This is a genomic window from Yoonia maritima (genome assembly GCF_002933395.1).
GTDB classification, from domain to species: Bacteria; Pseudomonadota; Alphaproteobacteria; order Rhodobacterales; family Rhodobacteraceae; genus Yoonia; species Yoonia maritima_A.
The window spans coordinates 560,080-576,523 of record NZ_PKFN01000008.1; the positions used below are offsets into that span (position 1 = coordinate 560,080).

Here is a 16,444-nt window from a genome sequence, read left to right on the forward strand (position 1 = left end):
TTGCCATTTGACCTAAGCCTTGGCACATCCGCAGCCCTTGCAATTGCATTGCTTGGGGCGGCGTATGTGCGGGGCTATTCTGGGTTCGGGTTTTCCGCGATTTTCATCGCCTTCGCGGCACTGCTGACCAACCCGCTGCCGTTGATCCCCGTGGTATTTGCCTGCGAAATGATGATGACCGGGTTCCAAGCACGCGGCATTCGCGGCCAGATCGATTGGCGGCGGGTCATACCTCTGCTTGTTGGGGCGGCTGTTGCGCTCCCCTTTGCGGTTAGCATCATTCTTTCGGTCGGGGACGAAACCGTGCGGATGGTAATCTCAGGCATCATCCTGACGCTATCGCTGGTTTTGCTTTCGGGATGGACGCTTCAGCGCGTCATCGGACCTATTGGGCATACTGGCGTTGGCGTTATCTCTGGGGTTTGCAATAGCGCGGGCGTTGGCGGATTACCTGTCGCGGCATTCCTATCGGCACAGCCCATGCAAGCCCCGCAGTTTCGCGCGACAATGATCGTGTTCTTGACCGGGCTCGATATGATGACACTACCGCTGATGTGGCATGGTGGCCTTGTCAGTGAGGATACTGTGCTGGCTGCGGCTTTGGCCTTTCCTATTCTGGGATTAGGCGTCTGGTTGGGCGGTCGCCAGTTTTTGGCCGCTTCCCCGCTTACCTTTCGTCGGTTTGCCGTTTTTCTCTTGCTGATCTTGTCAGCGCTTGGCCTACTTACGCCGATGATGACATGAAAGGCACAGCCGAATGACCCTCCCCTTCCCGTTTCTTGCCACCGAAACCGCGCCCTGCCCAGCAGGGCTGCTCGCCAAAGCACAAAGCCTACCAGCGCCAAAAGTTGCCTTGGTCAACGCGGGTTCAGTGAACCCACTGCAAGGCATCCGCGAAGCCGCCGATCTGGGGCTTGCCGACCCTGTACTGATTGGGGACGCTGACAAGATCAACGATACTGCGAAACAAATCGGTTGGGACATCAGCCCATATCGGATTGAGCACGCACCCCATGCTGCTGCCGCCTCGCGAGCGGCAGAGCTTGCCCGCGCTGGCGAGGTCGATAGCATCATGAAAGGCCAAATTCATACGTCTACGTTTCTGAAAGGGTTGCTGCCTTCGGCGGCAGGCCTGCGCGAAAAAGGGACGCGTTGCGGTCACATCTTTCACATCACGCGCCCCGGATCGGAACGGCCGCTGTTCTTGACTGATGCTGCGCTAAACGTGAATCCAAGCGTCGATACGCGTAAAGCCTGCCTTAGCCACGCGGTGCGGTTGGCCGAAATATTAGGCGATACACAGGTCAAAGCGGGAATTCTTGCCCCGACCGAAGATCCAATTCCGTCGATAACCAACACGATGGAGGCCGCCGAAATCGCAGAATGGGCCAAAGATGCATTGCCAAACGCCACGGTCCAAGGGCCGATGGCGCTCGACCTGATATTCAGCGCGGCTGCAGCCAAGGCAAAGAACTATGCCTCTGACGTGGCGGGCGACGCTGACATTATGCTGACGCCCAATATCACATCTGGGAACGCGCTGTTCAAACTTATGGTACTTGGCATGGGGTGCTGCGCTGGCGGGCTGGTTATGGGGCTAAAGGTTCCGATCCTTCTTACCTCGCGCAGTCAACAGGCACCCGCACGCATCTGTTCGGCAGCATTAGGTGCAATCGTGGCGGCGGCATCATGATCCTCGTCGTCAACGCCGGATCATCATCGTTAAAGGTTAGCCTGTTTCAGGCTGACCTTACGCAAATCGCCGACGGAATCGTGAGCGAGATTGGCGCGAACAGCACATTGAAGCTGGGCGATACCAAATCCAACGTCGACGCCCCAGATCACGCCGGCGCCATTGCGCAAATGATGACGGCACTTGACGACGCAGGTCATAAAGCAACAGATATCACCGCCGTCGCGCACCGTGTTGTACATGGTGGCACATATTTTTCGGAACCCGCACGCGTGACACCCCAGGTCATCGACGCGATCCGGGCCTGCATTCCGCTTGCCCCACTGCACAACCCGGTGAACTTGCTCGGGATCGAAGCCTTGGCCAAGACCCACCCAGACCTGCCGCAGTTTGTAAGCTTTGATACCGCGTTTCACGCGAACAATCCTGATGTCGCCACGCGCTATGCCATTCCTGATGCGCAATACGCTGCTGGCATTCAACGCTATGGCTTTCACGGATCGTCTTATGCCAACATGGTGTCAGAGTTTGGGGATGACCTGCCGCCCCGTCTATTGGCGCTGCATCTTGGCAATGGGGCCAGCCTTTGCGCGATCAAAGATGGGAAATCCGTCGCAAGCTCGATGGGTTATTCGCCTATGTCTGGGCTGGTCATGGGCACGCGTTGCGGTGAAATCGACGGAGCCGCCGTTTTGCGGATCGCCGATGAACTGGGGCTGGCAGGCGCAGATACGCTGTTGAACAAACAAAGTGGGCTGAAAGGTCTGGCTGGCGACAACAACATGAAGAACCTGCTGGAACGCGACGATGATGACGCACGTTTTGCGGTTGATCACTTTTGCTATTGGGCCGCACGGCAAGCCGGGTCAGCGATTGTCGCAATGGGTGGTGTCGACGCGGTCGCCTTTACGGGTGGCATCGGTGAAAACGCAGCCCCCATTCGCGATAAAATCATGGCGCATCTGGCCTGCTTCGGCGATGTGCCCGTCCACGTGATTGCTGCTGACGAAGAAAAACAGATCGCTCGTGATGCGCTCACCGTCATGAGTAGGTCCTGAATGATTGATACCCTGCTCAACGTGACGAAGCTTTCAGTCCAATAGTTCGTAATCCTTGTGATGATCGTTCGAATGGCTGGCGTTGAGCAAGGGTTTTCCGGATTTGCATTATCGGTCCTTGGCATGGCCAATGCAGTGGTTACCCTATCGCGTTGATATTTGTGGAATGGGGTGGCCACTTGGGTTTCGTACCACTTAAACATGATGGCGGTCTAAATAGCAGCAAACGTTGAATTGCACTGTAAGTCGCGCTTTAACTTTAGCCTACGGTATTCTACCAATCTCGAGCCTGAAAATTTCGGTGGCTTGAACACCCCCACTCTTCACCACGGCACAAGATGTTGCCAGACTTAAGGATATTCAATGCATCGTCCTATCATCGCCATTCTGCGGGGCATATCACCGAACGAAGCGGCAACTGCGGCGGCGGCGCTTATCGACGCCGGGATCACCCAGATCGAAGTCCCGCTCAACTCTCCTGATCCGTTCGACAGCATCAAATTAATGGCGGATGCGCACGGTGACAACGCTCTTATCGGTGCTGGCACGGTCCTGTCGCCCGATGATGTTGGTCGCGTCGCCCAAGCAGGCGGCAAACTGATTGTGTCACCTAACTGCGACCAGCGCGTCATCTTCGCGAGCAAAACGGCAGGCATGCAAAGCTGGCCGGGCGTTATGACACCAACCGAATGCTTCACAGCGCTCAAAGCAGGCGCCGATGGGCTGAAAATATTCCCTGCAAACCTGATAGGTCCTGAAGGGATCAAAGCATTCCGCGCAGTCCTTCCCCCAGCAACGTTGGTCTACGCCGTAGGCGGCGCTGGCCCAGAAAATTTCAAACAATGGCTGGACGCAAGCGCCGATGGTTTTGGCATTGGCTCGGCACTTTATAAACCCGGCATGTCAATCGCGGACATCAGCGCCCGCGCGACCGACATTGTCGCCGCATTTGACGAGGCATCATTATGATTTTCGACGACACCCAATGCCAGCTTGGCGAGGGCCCTCTTTGGCACCCAACGCGCAACCAGCTTTTCTGGTTCGATATCCTAGGTCATCGGCTCCACACAGCAGGGCAGCAATGGCAGTTCGACACATACGTCAGCGCCGCAGGTTGGGTCGACAATGACACGCTAATTATTGCCTCTGCCAAGGCGCTGCATCGCTTTGACATCATGACCGGAGAGCATAGCGAAATCTGCGCGCTCGACGCTGACAACAGCGTCACACGGTCAAACGACGGCCGCGCGGACCCGCAGGGTGGTTTCTGGATCGGCACGATGGGGATCAACGCCGAAGAAAACGCCGGCGCCATCTACCGCTACTACAAAGGTGAACTGCGCCAGCTATTCGCACCAATCACAATCTCAAACGCGATCTGCTTTGCGCCCGATGGCAAAACGGCTTATTTCACCGATACGCCAACGCAAAAAATCATGCGTGTTGGTCTGGATGCTGACGGATGGCCCAACGCTAAACCTGAACTCTACCTTGACCTGCGCGGAACGGATGACCGCCCCGATGGCGCAGTCATCGACCAAGACGGCAACATGTGGAATGCACAGTGGGGGCGCGGACGTGTCGCAGGATACAAGCCTGACGGAACGTTCATCAAAGCCTATGATTTCTCCGCCCCACAGACCACCTGCCCCTCTTTTGGCGGGAAAGACCTCACAACGTTGTTCTGCACATCTGCAGCAACAGGCCTGCCAGAAAATGACACGAACGGTAAAACCTTCCAAACCAAGACAGACATCAAAGGCCAAGCTGAGCATAAGGTTATTCTCTAGACCGCATCATCTTGCCCAAAATACTCAAAACTCCGCGCAAGCGGATCGAAACAGGAATGTTCCATGACAGCCTTTGGCACGACGAAAAATGGCGACGCGATCGAAAAAATCACGCTCAGCGCAGGTGACCTGACCGTGAGCATCCTAACGCTCGGTGCGATCTTGCAGGATGTACGTCTGGCGGGCGTGCCGCATTCACTGACGCTTGGCTCTGACAATTTGTCAGACTACGAAAATGGAATGGGTTATCATGGTGCATTGGTTGGACCAATCGCGAACCGGATTAGCAACGCCCGCGTGCGCCTTGAAGGCATGATGTACGAACTTGAGCGCAACGAAAACGGGACCGGACACCTACATTCAGGTAGTGACGGAACACATGCTCAAATCTGGAAAGTCGTCGAACGTAGCGAAAACAGTGTCACGCTCTCACTTGATCTGGCCGACGGCGTCAACGGCTTGCCTGGGCGTCGTACAATCACAGCGGTGTTTACGGTCACAGCCCCAGCAAACCTCACGCTTGAGATCACAGGTCTGACCGACACCAAAACGTTGATGAACTTCGCCAATCATAGCTATTGGAATATGGATGGGGCTGCCACTTGGGAAGGACAGCAGCTCCAAATTTTCGCAGACCATTATCTGCCCATCAACGAAGCAACTGCGCCGACAGGTGAGCTATGTGACGTGACTGGCACCGCTATGGATTTCCGCGCCCTACGCCGCTTTGATCAGGGGGCCCCTGCTCTCGACCACAACTTTTGCCTTTCGGACAGCCCAACGACTTTGCGTGACGTGCTGACGCTAACGGGGACCAGTGGCGTAACAATGACCATCGCGACGACTGAACCCGGCATTCAAGTCTATGATGGGCGCGGCGCACAACGTCCCGGAAAATCTACCTATGAAGGACTGGCAATTGAGCCTCAGCGCTGGCCTGACGCGCCAAACAACAGCGCGTTTCCGTCAATCGCCGTCACAGCCGATGCACCGTACCGGCAAACAACGCGATGGACATTCAGCGCTTAGCTACCGCGATAGGTCGAAAAGCTGAATGGAGAGACCAGTAGCGGCACATGATAATGTGACGCCGGATCGCTTATGCCAAACCGGATCGGAACATCATCGAGAAAACTGATTTCTTCGCTTCGGGAAAAATACGCGCCAGCTTGAAAAACCAGTTCATACTTGCCGGTTTTAAATGCGTCAGCGGGCAAGATCGGGCTATCGGTACGGCCATCATCATTGGTCACCATTGTAACCACATGTTCGCGCTGACCATCGTTCAAACAATAAAGATCAACGGTCATCCCAGCCGCCGGCAAGCCGCTTGCCGTATCAAGCACATGTGTGGTCAGAAAACCGGTCATATTTTACCCTCTTTTGCCTTGGGGGATGTTGCAAAAAACGACCTTCATTGTCACGCAATTTTCACAGCGTAAACGGTTCATCCCAAAAATCCGACAAAAGCGCCAAGAATCGGTTTGACACCCCGCGCCCCATTGCTTAATCGGTCCTTCGTGGTTAGGCGCGGTAGCTCAGTTGGTTAGAGCGAACGACTCATAATCGTTAGGTCGGGAGTTCAAGTCTCCCTCACGCCACCACCATACCTCTCAGAAATTGTCGAACAGTCCCAACAAATCCACTAAAAGCAGAGCGATCACAAGAGTTGGATAAACTCTAAAACCCCAGCAGCTTCGTGATGGGAACCTTTATTTATTATCAGATGATTCCCAGTTAGGATTTTTCAACCAATTGGAATAATTTAACTTTAAGTCTTTCGTTACAAAAACGTCACCAATCTGTAACAAATCTGATGCGTTAAAAGAGCATCTGTGCTGCCGCCAACAGGACTGGCTTGCACCGACTCTCATAACGAAAGACCACTCACATGTCTCCCACCAACACACTCATAGCGCGACTTGCAGCGGTTTCATGCCTATGTATGACATCGCCCGCACTCGCAGACGACGTTTCGCTTACAACCAGTGATGGTGAAATGGCGCTGTCGGGCGAATTGATCGATTTTAGCGACGGTTTTTACGTTATGCGTACTGAAATTGGGGAAGTTCAAGTACCGGCTTCGCTTGTTAGCTGTGCGGGGGCGGCTTGCCCAGCCAGCGAACAAGCAAACATAGATTTTACGATTAAAGGGTCAGACACTATCGGCGCAGAACTGATGCCGCTACTTGTACGCGGTTATGCCGAAAGCCAACGTGCCGTCGTCGATAGCCGCACCACCGGCGAACGACAGGTCCTGCACACCGTCATCGCCGATGAAGGGTTGGGCGAAACGCTCTTCACGACCATGATCGAAGATCGTGGATCCAGCACGGGTTTTCGCGGTATGCTTGATCTATCGACACAAATCGGAATGTCGTCTCGCCGTATTAAAGGCACCGAGGTCCAAGCATTTTCTGACGCAGGCTTGGGTGACGCGCTTAGCTTCGAACAAGAACACGGGATCGCAGTTGATGGGCTTTTGATCGTTGTGCACCCAGACAACCCTGTCGATGCGTTAACCGAAAACCAAATTTCAGAATTGCTTTCGGGTAAAATCAGCAATTGGTCCGAATTGGGCGGCGCCGATCTGCCTGTGACGGTATATTCACGCGATGGCAACTCTGGTACCTTTGCCACTGTTTCTGGCAAATTTCTGGAACCATATGACGTGTCGCTCAGCGCACAGGCACGTATCGTTTCCGGAAACTCAGCGATGTCTGAATCGGTATTTGGCGATGCTGGCGGCATCGGCTACGTCGGGTTTGCATTTCGCGGTGACAACAAACCGTTGGGTTTGATTTCAAGCTGCGGCATCGCCGCAGAGGCATCAACCTTTGCCGCAAAAACCGGAGAATACCCGCTGCAACGCACATTGTATCTTTACACGACAAATGCCGAACTGCCGTCACGCGCCCAAGGGCTGCTTGCCTATGCAAAGTCACCAGCCGCAGACGGAATCATCGAAAAGTCGGGCTTTATTGGTTTTAATATCGACAGCCGGGACCTATCCCGTTCGGCCCAAGCAATCCGGACTGAGATTGATCGCAACCAAAGCCGCCAAGAACTCGCTGCATTGCGCGAACTTTACATTGATATGCTTGAATGGCGCCGACTATCGCCAACGTTCCGATTTCAAACGGGATCATCCAACCTAGACAACGCGTCGCGCCGTGATTTGCTACGATTGACCGGCTATCTATCTAACGCATCAGACATCAACGAAATTGCACTGGTTGGTTTCACCGACGCCGATGGCGCATTCGACGCGAACCGCACATTAGGCTTAGCCCGCGCAGAAGCTGTTCTTGGCAGCATATCTTCACAAGTTGCAGGGTCCGCCTTTGACCCGTCCACTATTCAAATTAAAAGCTACGGAGAATTAAACCCCGTTGCGTGCAACAGTGATTTTGCCGGACAACGACTAAATCGCCGTGTTGAGGTGTGGGTGCGCTAAGCTATTGCCGCGGACGGTATTAAAAATGCCGTCCGCATTTGGCTTTGCCACTGAAAACGAGCTAACTTAAAGCCTCTAACATTACCGCATGGCGCATTCAGAAGATGCTCTTCGGTTGGCGAGCCACGTCAATAAAATGGCTATCATGCTTAAAAGCAATTTATCGCAGCGAACCAGCACAGCACAGAAGAAGAACCAAGCGAGTTTATCCGACTTGGTCGATCTTGGCCTTTTCGCTTTCGGTCGTCGTCAATACCCCGTCAGGCAGCCAGTCGCGTTGCATGGCGATTTTTGCGGCTTCGGCGTTAATCTTGGCCAGATCATTCGGTGTGAGGCTGGGATTTGCCTCGCCGAAGTTTTCTTCCACCCGATTTAGTTTGGTCGTGCTAGGTATCGGAGGCCTTTTTGCTTCACGCCAGGCATAGCTTCTGACGAATAGGCTTAGCGGCACAGGTCAGATGCAGGAATGACAGCATCGAGACATATATGGAAGTTGCTAGCTCTAGTCATCAGATGTAGTCATCAGATGTGGTCGCACAAGAATACCAAACACCACAGATTTAATCTGCGCCTTTAGCGACGTTCAAAGAAGAACGCCGCCTTAGATACTGCCGACCACTGGAAAGTGGTAAAAGCCGTTCTGATCCTGTGGCCTTAGATACGAGGTGCTCAGATCAAACCGTGATCTTCAAACAAGGCCTTTAGGTTCGCCTCGGGGCGTGCGCCGATGTGGCTTATGACTTCGGATGCAGCGATGTTGCCCATTTTGCCGCATGTTTGCAGATCGTAACCGTTTGTCATCGCCCATAGGAACGCGCCCGCGAATAGATCGCCCGCGCCGGTCGCATCGACGATTTGCGTCGGTACGGCAGGCACGTGCCAGCGGTTGTCGCCGTCTAGGATGTGAACGCCATGTTCGCTGTCTGTGCAGGCCACGACTGCAACCTCGGCTGCGGCTTTGGTAAGCGCTGCTTCAAAGTCGTCAGTTTGGTACATCGACAGCATTTCTGCCCGGTTACAGAACAGCAGATCGACATGATCTTTGATCATATCGCGGAAAGCGTCGCGGTGGCGGTCGATGCAGAATGGATCGGAAAGCGTGATTGAGACCTTGCCCCCTGCCCCTTTGCAAGCGTTGATCGCTTTGGCAAAGGCGGCGTGGCTGTCTGGCCCGTCAAAGCGATACCCTTCGAGGTAGATCCATTCAGCCTCGGCCATTTGGGCTTCATCAATGTCATCTGGTGACAAAAATTCAGTCACACCGAGGTAGGTGTTCATTGACCGTTCACCATCTGGCGTCACGATAACAATGCAGCGTCCTGTTTCAGCTTCTTCCGACTTTGGCGCGAGCGCGGTTTCGTAAACCGCCCCCTGCGCGCGCAGATCATGTGCAAAGATCGCGCCTAGCTGATCGTCTTTGACCTTGCCGACATAGGCAGTCCGGCCACCCAAATGCGCGACACCCGCGATAGTGTTCGCAGCTGACCCGCCGCTAATTTCCTTCGCAGGACCAACGCTCGCGTATAGCGACACGGCACGATCCATGTCGATCAGTTGCATAATCCCTTTACCGATCCCGGCCTCTTCTAGGAATGCATCTTCGGCACGGGCCAGAACGTCGACCATCGCATTGCCGATACCGACAACCTGAAACTTTTTCATAGGTTTTTATCCTCAAATAGACAGAGATCGCGGATTAGACAGGCCGCGCATTTGGGTTTTCGGGCGACGCAAGTATAGCGCCCATGAAGAATCATCCAGTGGTGGGCATGCTGCTGGAAGTCAGCGGGTATATGATCTTCGACGGCACGTTCAACAGCATCGACGTCTTTACCGACAGCAACACCACTTCGATTGCCAAAGCGAAAGATATGCGTGTCGACCGCCTGCGCAGGCTGGTGCCACCACATGTTCAGAACAACGTTCGCTGTTTTACGGCCCACACCGGGTAGCGACTGTAGCGCCGCCCGAGAGTTCGGAACCTCTCCGCCAAATTCATCAACCAGTATCTGGCTCATTTTCATGACGTTTTTGGCTTTTTGGCGAAACAGGCCGATGGTTTTGATGTGTTCGGTTACGCCCTCTAGCCCAAGGTCGAGCATCTTTTGCGGCGTATCCGCGATTTTGAACAATTCGCGGGTTGCTTTGTTCACGCCAATATCGGTCGCCTGCGCGGACAGCGCCACCGCAACGACTAATGTGTACACGTTCACATGCTCGAGCTCACCTTCCGGCTCGGGCTCGGCATCGTGAAAACGCGTAAAGATCTCTCGGATCGTGTGATAATCAAGCTGTTTGACCATTCCGCGGGTATGCCTTTTCATGACAAAGGGGGCAAGCAGCAGATGCGCAATATTCGGGTCGCACGTTGGGGCAGTCGTAACTAGATTACACGTATGGAACACACAAAGCCCTACCACTATCAGGTCATGCGCCGCGCGATTGACGCGATCGACGCTGCTGGCGATACACAGCTTAGTCTGGCAGATCTTGCCGCAGACATGAACATGAGCCCCGCACATTTTCAGCGCGTGTTCTCGACATGGGTTGGCGTATCGCCGAAACGCTATCAACAGTACCTGACGCTGGCCCATGCAAAGACGCTGTTGCGCGACCGTTTTACGACGCTCGACACAGCGCATTCTGTTGGATTGTCTGGTAGTGGGCGGCTCCATGATTTGTTCGTCCGATGGGAAGCCATGAGCCCCGGCGACTATGCCCGCGATGGTGCAGATTTAACGATCCGCTGGGGCTGGTTCGACAGCCTCTTTGGTCCTGCTTTGGTCATGGGCACGGATCGTGGCATTTGCGGGCTGGCTTTTGCGGCCGAGGCAGGACCGGAGCCCGCAATGGCCGATATGAAATCCCGCTGGCCCAAGGCGACGTATGTCGAAGATCCAGCGCAACTGACCCCATGGGCGACTGCCGCGTTGGGTATGACTGGTCAAACCCAGCTTCATATGATCGGCGCACCATTCCAGCTGAAGGTGTGGGAGGCATTGCTGAGCATCCCATCAGGTCACGTGACGACATATTCTGAAATCGCCCAATCCATTGGCAACTCCAAGGCCGTTCGCGCGGTTGGCACTGCGGTCGGTCGCAATCCCGTTAGCTTACTGATCCCGTGCCATCGGGCGTTACGCAAGTCCGGTGCGCTTGGCGGCTATCACTGGGGGCTTCCGGTGAAGCGTGCGATTCTTGCTTGGGAATCCGCACGCGCTGACGCGACCCTTTAATTTTAGGCGGAACCATTCCTATGACGAATGCGTTATTGGATAACAGTGGCAATAAGATCATAAGCTGCGTTATCCAGAACGCGCAATTTGCGCACCCATATCGAATGGAACCGAAACGATGAAATTTTCAAAACTCCCTCTTGTTGCAGCTGCGGCTTCGCTTACTTTTGTTGCGGCTTGTGAACCAGGCGGACCCAACGAATACCAGAAAACACAACAGGGCGCGTTGATCGGCGCATTGGGCGGCGCGGCTGTTGGCGCGCTCGCGAACAATGGCGGATCAAACCGTGATCGGAACCAAGCAGCCCTCGTTGGTGCCGCGCTTGGTGCGGGTGTGGGTGCTGGCATTGGTAACAGCCTTGATAAGCAAGCCGAAGAACTGCGTCGCCAACTGCGTAGCGATGTAGGCGTATCAAACAACGGTACCGACCTGCGTGTTGTTCTATCCCAAGACTTGCTGTTTGCGACTGACAGCACCGCCGTTTCAGGCGTGTCACAGAATGAACTGCTGATCGTTGCGCGTTCATTGAACAACCACCCGAACACGACAGTCAACGTCGTTGGACACACTGACAACACTGGTGCAGCGGCCTACAACTTTGACCTGTCGCAACGCCGCGCCCAAGCGGTTGCATCAGTTCTGCGTAGCGGTGGCGTATCATCTTCGCGCATCCGCGCAATCGGCGCCGGTGAAGACCAGCCCGTTGCATCAAACCTGAACGCATCAGGTCGTGCCGCAAACCGCCGGGTTGAGATCATTATTACACCAAACGGCTAAGCGTCAGTTGGGAAGACAATCGAAAGGGGTCGTATTATGCGGCCCCTTTTTCGTTGTGAAGCCACCCATCCGGTCATATAAATTGACCAATCCAAGAGGGCGGGCCACATGCCATTCGAACCAGTTCAACAAGAAAAACTATCGCACGGCGTGATACGCCAAATCGAAGGTTTGATCCTTCGCGGCATTCTGCGCCCTGGTGAACGGCTCCCGTCGGAACGTGAGCTGAGCGAACGGATGGGCGTGTCACGGCCGTCACTGCGCGAGGCTCTTGCCGACCTACAGGAGCGCGGGCTGTTGTCCTCTAGGGCAGGTGCAGGTGTCTATGTCGCTGATGTGCTCGGGTCCGCATTTGCTCCTGCGCTTGTCACGCTGTTTGCGACCCATGTTGAGGCTGTGTTCGACTACATCGCCTTTCGACGTGACATGGAAGGGCTGGCCGCTGAACGTGCCGCACGATTGGCAAGCGACACCGACCTTGCGTTGATCAATACCATTTTCCAAAAAATGGAAGCCGCCCACGAAAAACGGAACCCTGCTGACGAGGCATATCTTGACGCCGATTTTCACCTGTCGATTATCGAAGCAAGCCACAACATCATCATGCTGCACATGATGCGTTCGATGTACGAACTACTGCGCGAAGGCGTTTTCTATAATCGGTCCATCATGTTTAAGCAGCGCACGACCCGCGACACCCTGCTGGACCAACACCGCGCGATCAATGATGCGCTGCAGGCCCGTGACCCTGCCGGAGCGCGCGCCGCAGTCGAAGCACATTTAAACTTTGTCGAGGCATCATTGTCGGATCAACAAAAATCGGACCGCAACGAAACATTTGCCCAAAAACGTTTAGATCACGAAGTATCCCGCTAGCGATTTGCGCCAATCAACTCCACCCAAAGCCAAATACTGACAAGGGTTTGGATCATAATCCCAATCAGCGCGTAGTGGTGCACGACACCAAGCATCTGGCTTGAATAGATCATAAAGTCCCACGCCGTATGCCACATAATCAGCGGCCATAAGTTGCCAAGCTTCAGTGCGATTGGGGCTAGAAAGACGCCAACGAGAAATGCGAATGCAGTGTGCTGCAAGGTTGCCAACGCCGGTTGCCCGGTAAAAACGTTTACGCAGTGCATCAACGAAAACAGCAATGCACTTAACAACATGGCTTGAAACACGGGCAACCGGGCTAAGGCTCCACGCAGTAAAATGCCGCGAAACATAATCTCTTCGGTCAAGCCAACCAGAAACGGTACAACGACCAACAGCCCAACCGTCGAAATAGGCAGTGAAACGCCATTCCCTTTGGTCGCCGCATTTATGACGACAAAGCCCATGGCAAACACCAATGCGACGGCTGGCAGCAACCATACCAACGCCCCCCAATTCAAGCGACGAAATCCGATCGTGTACCAATCGGTATAGCGTCTTACGTACAAATAGCACGAAAGCAGCAAGATTATTTGAAGCGAAAGCGTCCGCCACATGACAGAAACAGTATCAAGAGGCGTGGTAAATATCCGAAAAACAAAGACAGTCGCGACACCAACAATGCCGATATAGATCAATGTGGCCAATACGGCGCGGCCAAGGTTGGTCATATATTCGTTTTCGCAGACGTCATAAGGCGACTGTTGCGACAGCCCAACAATGTGTCAACGAAAAAGCCCAGATGCTTGGCTGCATCCGGGCTTTGAAATAGTGCGGTGAAGTTCCACGAACGTGTTAGTGCAGCTTGTCACCAACTGTCGCGATTGCGTCGTCAATCAACGAACCAGCGGACTTTGCGTCCATCTGACTAGAAATCACGTCTTTTGCGGCGCCGACAGCAACAACAATTGCTTGGTCGCGGACATCTTTGACAGCGGCAGCTTGCGCACTTGCGATCTGCTCTTCTGCGGCGGCCAGACGGCGCGTGATCGAAGAAGCAATTTCTTCCTTGGCTGTGGCAGCAGCTTTGGTTGCTTCGTCTTTTGCAGATGCAACGATCCGTTCAGCCTGCGCTTGAACTTCTTTTTGCTTACGCTCGTAAGATGCCAACAAAGACTGTGCTTCTTCGCGCAGTGCCTTGGCTTCGTCCAGTTCAGATTTGATGCTGACGGCACGTTTATCAAGCATGTCACCGATGGTCTTCGGGACCTTCATGTACAGCATGATACCGACAAGGATCAGGAACGCGAGCAGAACAACAAAGTCCGTGTTCTTTAGCGAAAAGAAAGGACCGCTTGCTGCGAATGCAGGTGAAGCGCTCAGGGCGAAGAGTGCGGTGAAAATCAAACGCATGACTTAGCCTTTCATCCGTGCCGTCACCGCAGCGGTGATGGTTTTTGCGTCAGCCTTGCCACCCATAGCAGCAACCAGTTCTTTGGTTGTCGCCTTGGCAACGTCAGTGACGGATTTAACAGCGCCGTCACGAATTTCGGCAATTGCCGCTTCGCTTTCGGCTGTCTTAGCAGCGATCTGTTCGTCAGCTTTCGCAAGCTCCGCGTCCAGTTCTGCCTGAATTTCTGCTTTGGCTTCAGCAACGATCTGCTGGGCCTGTGCACGTGCATCAACAAGCGCCTTGTCATAGGCAGCTTCTGCTTCAGATGCTTTGTTCTTTAGCTCTTCTGCAGCGGCAAGGTCGTTTGTGATTGTGCCAGAGCGCTCTGCTAGAACCGCAGCGATGCGGGGCAGTGCGATGCGTGACATCACAAAGAATGTCGCGGCAAGTGCGACAAGAAGCCAGAATATCTGGTGTGGAATCCATTCACCGCAAAGCTGCGGCATACCGATGGCACCGCCGTGCGAGTCCAAGCATGCGCTTGCTACGGTTTCGTGTGTTTCTGTTGCCATCGTGGCCCCCGAATACCTTGTGATTTTACTGGTTGGCGCAGGTTACCGCACCAACCAGACGTAAGGATAACGGCTTGTACTTAAGCGAACTTCAGCAGAAGCGCGACGAGGAACGAGAAGATCCCCAGAGCTTCGGCGAATGCTAGGCCGATAAACAGTGTCGCTGTCTGCGAAGCAGCAGCTGATGGGTTGCGCAGTGCGCCTGCCAGGTAGTTACCAGCAACGTTACCTACGCCGATTGCTGCAATGCCTGAACCGATTGCTGCCAGACCGGCACCGATGCTTGCGATATCGCCTTCCATGAGAATTCTCCTTACGATTGGAAGTTTAGTAAAGGGTGGATGATCCCACCCTTGAGGTGATTAGTGTGCGGGGTGAAGCGCGTCTTTTAGATAGACACACGTCAAGATCGTGAAAACATAAGCCTGAATACCAGCCACCAAGATCTCAAGACCGTAGATAGCGACGATACCAAGGATCGCTGCAGGGCTAGCCAATGTCAGCGCGGCAAAGCCTGCGAAAACCTTGATCACAACGTGACCCGCAGTGATGTTACCAGCCAAACGAATGGACAGGCTGACCGGACGCACGAAGTAAGAGATAACTTCGATGATCGCGATGATTGGGCGCAAGAAGCCGGGCGCGTCTTTCATCCAGAAAAGACCAAGGAACGCAGCGCCATGTTTAACAAAGCCGAGAACCGTGATCGCGATGAAGACACCGAAACCAAGAACCGCCGTAATCGCGATCATAGATGTCGGGCTATAAGACATTGGCAGTAGCGCCAGATAGTTCGCAAACAAGACAAACACGAAGAGTGTCATGATGTATGGGAAGTATTTAACCGCATCTTTTCCGGTCACGTCTTCAATCATCTTGTAAACAAAGCCGTACATCAGCTCGCCTACGGATTGGATACGTGATGGTACGATGCCGCGACCGCGGCTACCCAAAACGAACACGCCGATGACGCAAAGAACCAGAATGGCCAGCCATAGGGTCAGATTTGATGGGGTGTACCAATGCACCGCGCCGTCGCCGAACAGCGACTTTGGAATGAATTGATCCAACGGATGAAAAACCAGACCACCTTCGGAAGCTGCTTCTGTCTCAGTCGCCACTTGCGTCACCCTCTTCTTCCGCAGCACTTTGCTGCTTCAATTGCACTTCTTTGGCGGATCGCATCATGGTAAGAACACCAGCCGCGAGGCCAAACAATATGAACAGCACCAGAAAAATCGGCATGGTCCCAAACAAGGTATCCAGCCCGTATCCGATGCCAAAGCCGATCGCGAGACCGGCAACTAGCTCTATCACCATCCGCCAAGCAAGCTGTGCTTGGGAATAATGTTCTTCTGAGTGGTCCTTGTCTGACTCAGGCGTTTTTAACGCTGCGATCTTCGCTTCTAATGCCTTTAGGCGGTCAGCGTCGTGCGGGTCAGACATGTATTTGGTCCCCTCGGAAGGTTGGGCATGGTTTAGGTTCCACCTCGCTCAGAGTCAAGCAAACGTGAAGGCAACCTAATACGCTGATTTACATAAGAATTATAGGGACCAGATTCTAGAAAATTACAATTGCGATGCCAGATCC

At 54.0% G+C, this 16,444-nt stretch carries 20 protein-coding genes and 1 tRNA gene; 11 read left to right on the top strand and 10 right to left on the bottom strand.

From position 1 onward, the window contains the following. The 6 genes from CYQ09_RS09265 to CYQ09_RS09290 all read left to right on the top strand — a co-directional run bounded on the left by CYQ09_RS09265 (position 1) and on the right by CYQ09_RS09290 (position 5,570). Positions 1 to 744: a sulfite exporter TauE/SafE family protein gene (locus CYQ09_RS09265; RefSeq protein WP_106745106.1), complete on the top strand. Its 744-nt coding sequence runs from the start codon at positions 1 to 3 to the stop codon at positions 742 to 744. A gap of 13 nt (positions 745 to 757) precedes the next feature. Next, positions 758 to 1,693: a phosphate acyltransferase gene (locus CYQ09_RS09270; protein ID WP_106745107.1), complete on the top strand. Its 936-nt coding sequence runs from the start codon at positions 758 to 760 to the stop codon at positions 1,691 to 1,693. Further along, positions 1,690 to 2,751 (top strand): acetate/propionate family kinase, encoded by a 1,062-nt coding sequence (locus CYQ09_RS09275; RefSeq protein ID WP_106745108.1) that lies wholly within the window; start codon positions 1,690 to 1,692, stop codon positions 2,749 to 2,751. Before CYQ09_RS09270 ends, CYQ09_RS09275 begins: the two co-directional genes overlap by 4 nt. A 363-nt stretch (positions 2,752 to 3,114) precedes the next feature. Further along, the gene (locus tag CYQ09_RS09280; RefSeq protein ID WP_106745109.1) at positions 3,115 to 3,720 is read left to right on the top strand and encodes a 2-dehydro-3-deoxy-6-phosphogalactonate aldolase; all 606 of its coding nucleotides are present in this window, start codon (positions 3,115 to 3,117) and stop codon (positions 3,718 to 3,720) included. Beyond that, positions 3,717 to 4,541, top strand: coding sequence for an SMP-30/gluconolactonase/LRE family protein (locus tag CYQ09_RS09285; RefSeq protein WP_106745110.1), 825 nt, complete (start codon positions 3,717 to 3,719; stop codon positions 4,539 to 4,541). The genes CYQ09_RS09280 and CYQ09_RS09285 overlap by 4 nt, the downstream gene beginning before the upstream one ends. Positions 4,542 to 4,604: 63 nt before the next feature. After that, entirely contained in the window at positions 4,605 to 5,570 is a 966-nt protein-coding gene (locus tag CYQ09_RS09290; protein WP_106745111.1) for an aldose epimerase family protein, read from the top strand. Here the strand turns inward: CYQ09_RS09290 and uraH are convergent. Next, on the bottom strand, positions 5,567 to 5,911 hold the full coding sequence (gene uraH / locus CYQ09_RS09295) for a hydroxyisourate hydrolase (RefSeq protein ID WP_106745112.1): 345 nt from the start codon (positions 5,909 to 5,911) through the stop codon (positions 5,567 to 5,569). The two genes, CYQ09_RS09290 and uraH, sit on opposite strands and share 4 nt — an antisense overlap. A 157-nt stretch (positions 5,912 to 6,068) precedes the next feature. On the opposite strand from uraH, the gene CYQ09_RS09300 reads away from it, so the two are divergent. Both CYQ09_RS09300 and CYQ09_RS09305 read left to right on the top strand, forming a co-directional pair. Continuing rightward, positions 6,069 to 6,145: transfer RNA gene (locus CYQ09_RS09300), tRNA-Met, on the top strand. A 341-nt stretch (positions 6,146 to 6,486) separates the two neighbouring features. After that, positions 6,487 to 7,998: a phosphate ABC transporter substrate-binding/OmpA family protein gene (locus tag CYQ09_RS09305; protein ID WP_162617624.1), complete on the top strand. Its 1,512-nt coding sequence runs from the start codon at positions 6,487 to 6,489 to the stop codon at positions 7,996 to 7,998. 205 nt (positions 7,999 to 8,203) lie between these two features. Here CYQ09_RS09305 and CYQ09_RS18315 read toward each other — a convergent pair whose 3' ends face one another. From CYQ09_RS18315 to nth, 3 genes are all read right to left on the bottom strand, one after another. Continuing rightward, positions 8,204 to 8,365: a hypothetical protein gene (locus tag CYQ09_RS18315; RefSeq protein ID WP_162617625.1), complete on the bottom strand. Its 162-nt coding sequence runs from the start codon at positions 8,363 to 8,365 to the stop codon at positions 8,204 to 8,206. A 302-nt stretch (positions 8,366 to 8,667) separates the two neighbouring features. Further along, entirely contained in the window at positions 8,668 to 9,660 is a 993-nt protein-coding gene (locus CYQ09_RS09310; RefSeq protein ID WP_106745114.1) for an adenosine kinase, read from the bottom strand. Beyond that, on the bottom strand, positions 9,657 to 10,301 hold the full coding sequence (gene nth / locus CYQ09_RS09315; protein ID WP_106745115.1) for an endonuclease III: 645 nt from the start codon (positions 10,299 to 10,301) through the stop codon (positions 9,657 to 9,659). Before nth ends, CYQ09_RS09310 begins: the two co-directional genes overlap by 4 nt. Positions 10,302 to 10,394: 93 nt before the next feature. Between nth and CYQ09_RS09320 the strand changes: the two genes are divergently transcribed. The 3 genes from CYQ09_RS09320 (at position 10,395) to CYQ09_RS09330 (ending at position 12,888) form a co-directional block, all read left to right on the top strand. Next, positions 10,395 to 11,234 (top strand): bifunctional helix-turn-helix domain-containing protein/methylated-DNA--[protein]-cysteine S-methyltransferase, encoded by an 840-nt coding sequence (locus CYQ09_RS09320; RefSeq protein ID WP_106745116.1) that lies wholly within the window; start codon positions 10,395 to 10,397, stop codon positions 11,232 to 11,234. 118 nt (positions 11,235 to 11,352) lie between these two features. Then, positions 11,353 to 12,012: an OmpA family protein gene (locus tag CYQ09_RS09325; protein ID WP_106745117.1), complete on the top strand. Its 660-nt coding sequence runs from the start codon at positions 11,353 to 11,355 to the stop codon at positions 12,010 to 12,012. A gap of 108 nt (positions 12,013 to 12,120) precedes the next feature. Beyond that, a complete protein-coding gene (locus CYQ09_RS09330) occupies positions 12,121 to 12,888 on the top strand; it encodes a FadR/GntR family transcriptional regulator (RefSeq protein WP_106745118.1) in 768 nt (255 codons plus the stop codon). Here the strand turns inward: CYQ09_RS09330 and CYQ09_RS09335 are convergent. The 6 genes from CYQ09_RS09335 to CYQ09_RS09360 all read right to left on the bottom strand — a co-directional run bounded on the left by CYQ09_RS09335 (position 12,885) and on the right by CYQ09_RS09360 (position 16,299). After that, positions 12,885 to 13,619 (bottom strand): CPBP family intramembrane glutamic endopeptidase, encoded by a 735-nt coding sequence (locus CYQ09_RS09335; protein WP_106745119.1) that lies wholly within the window; start codon positions 13,617 to 13,619, stop codon positions 12,885 to 12,887. The two genes, CYQ09_RS09330 and CYQ09_RS09335, sit on opposite strands and share 4 nt — an antisense overlap. 124 nt (positions 13,620 to 13,743) lie before the next feature. Further along, positions 13,744 to 14,301, bottom strand: coding sequence for a F0F1 ATP synthase subunit B (locus tag CYQ09_RS09340; protein WP_106745120.1), 558 nt, complete (start codon positions 14,299 to 14,301; stop codon positions 13,744 to 13,746). A 3-nt stretch (positions 14,302 to 14,304) separates the two neighbouring features. Then, positions 14,305 to 14,853 (bottom strand): F0F1 ATP synthase subunit B', encoded by a 549-nt coding sequence (locus CYQ09_RS09345; RefSeq protein WP_106745121.1) that lies wholly within the window; start codon positions 14,851 to 14,853, stop codon positions 14,305 to 14,307. Between the two features lie 80 nt (positions 14,854 to 14,933). Next, a complete protein-coding gene (locus CYQ09_RS09350) occupies positions 14,934 to 15,155 on the bottom strand; it encodes a F0F1 ATP synthase subunit C (protein WP_045996757.1) in 222 nt (73 codons plus the stop codon). Between the two features lie 60 nt (positions 15,156 to 15,215). Continuing rightward, positions 15,216 to 15,974, bottom strand: coding sequence for a F0F1 ATP synthase subunit A (locus CYQ09_RS09355; RefSeq protein ID WP_106354735.1), 759 nt, complete (start codon positions 15,972 to 15,974; stop codon positions 15,216 to 15,218). Next, positions 15,964 to 16,299, bottom strand: coding sequence for an AtpZ/AtpI family protein (locus CYQ09_RS09360; RefSeq protein WP_106745122.1), 336 nt, complete (start codon positions 16,297 to 16,299; stop codon positions 15,964 to 15,966). Before CYQ09_RS09360 ends, CYQ09_RS09355 begins: the two co-directional genes overlap by 11 nt. Positions 16,300 to 16,444 lie beyond the last annotated feature (145 nt).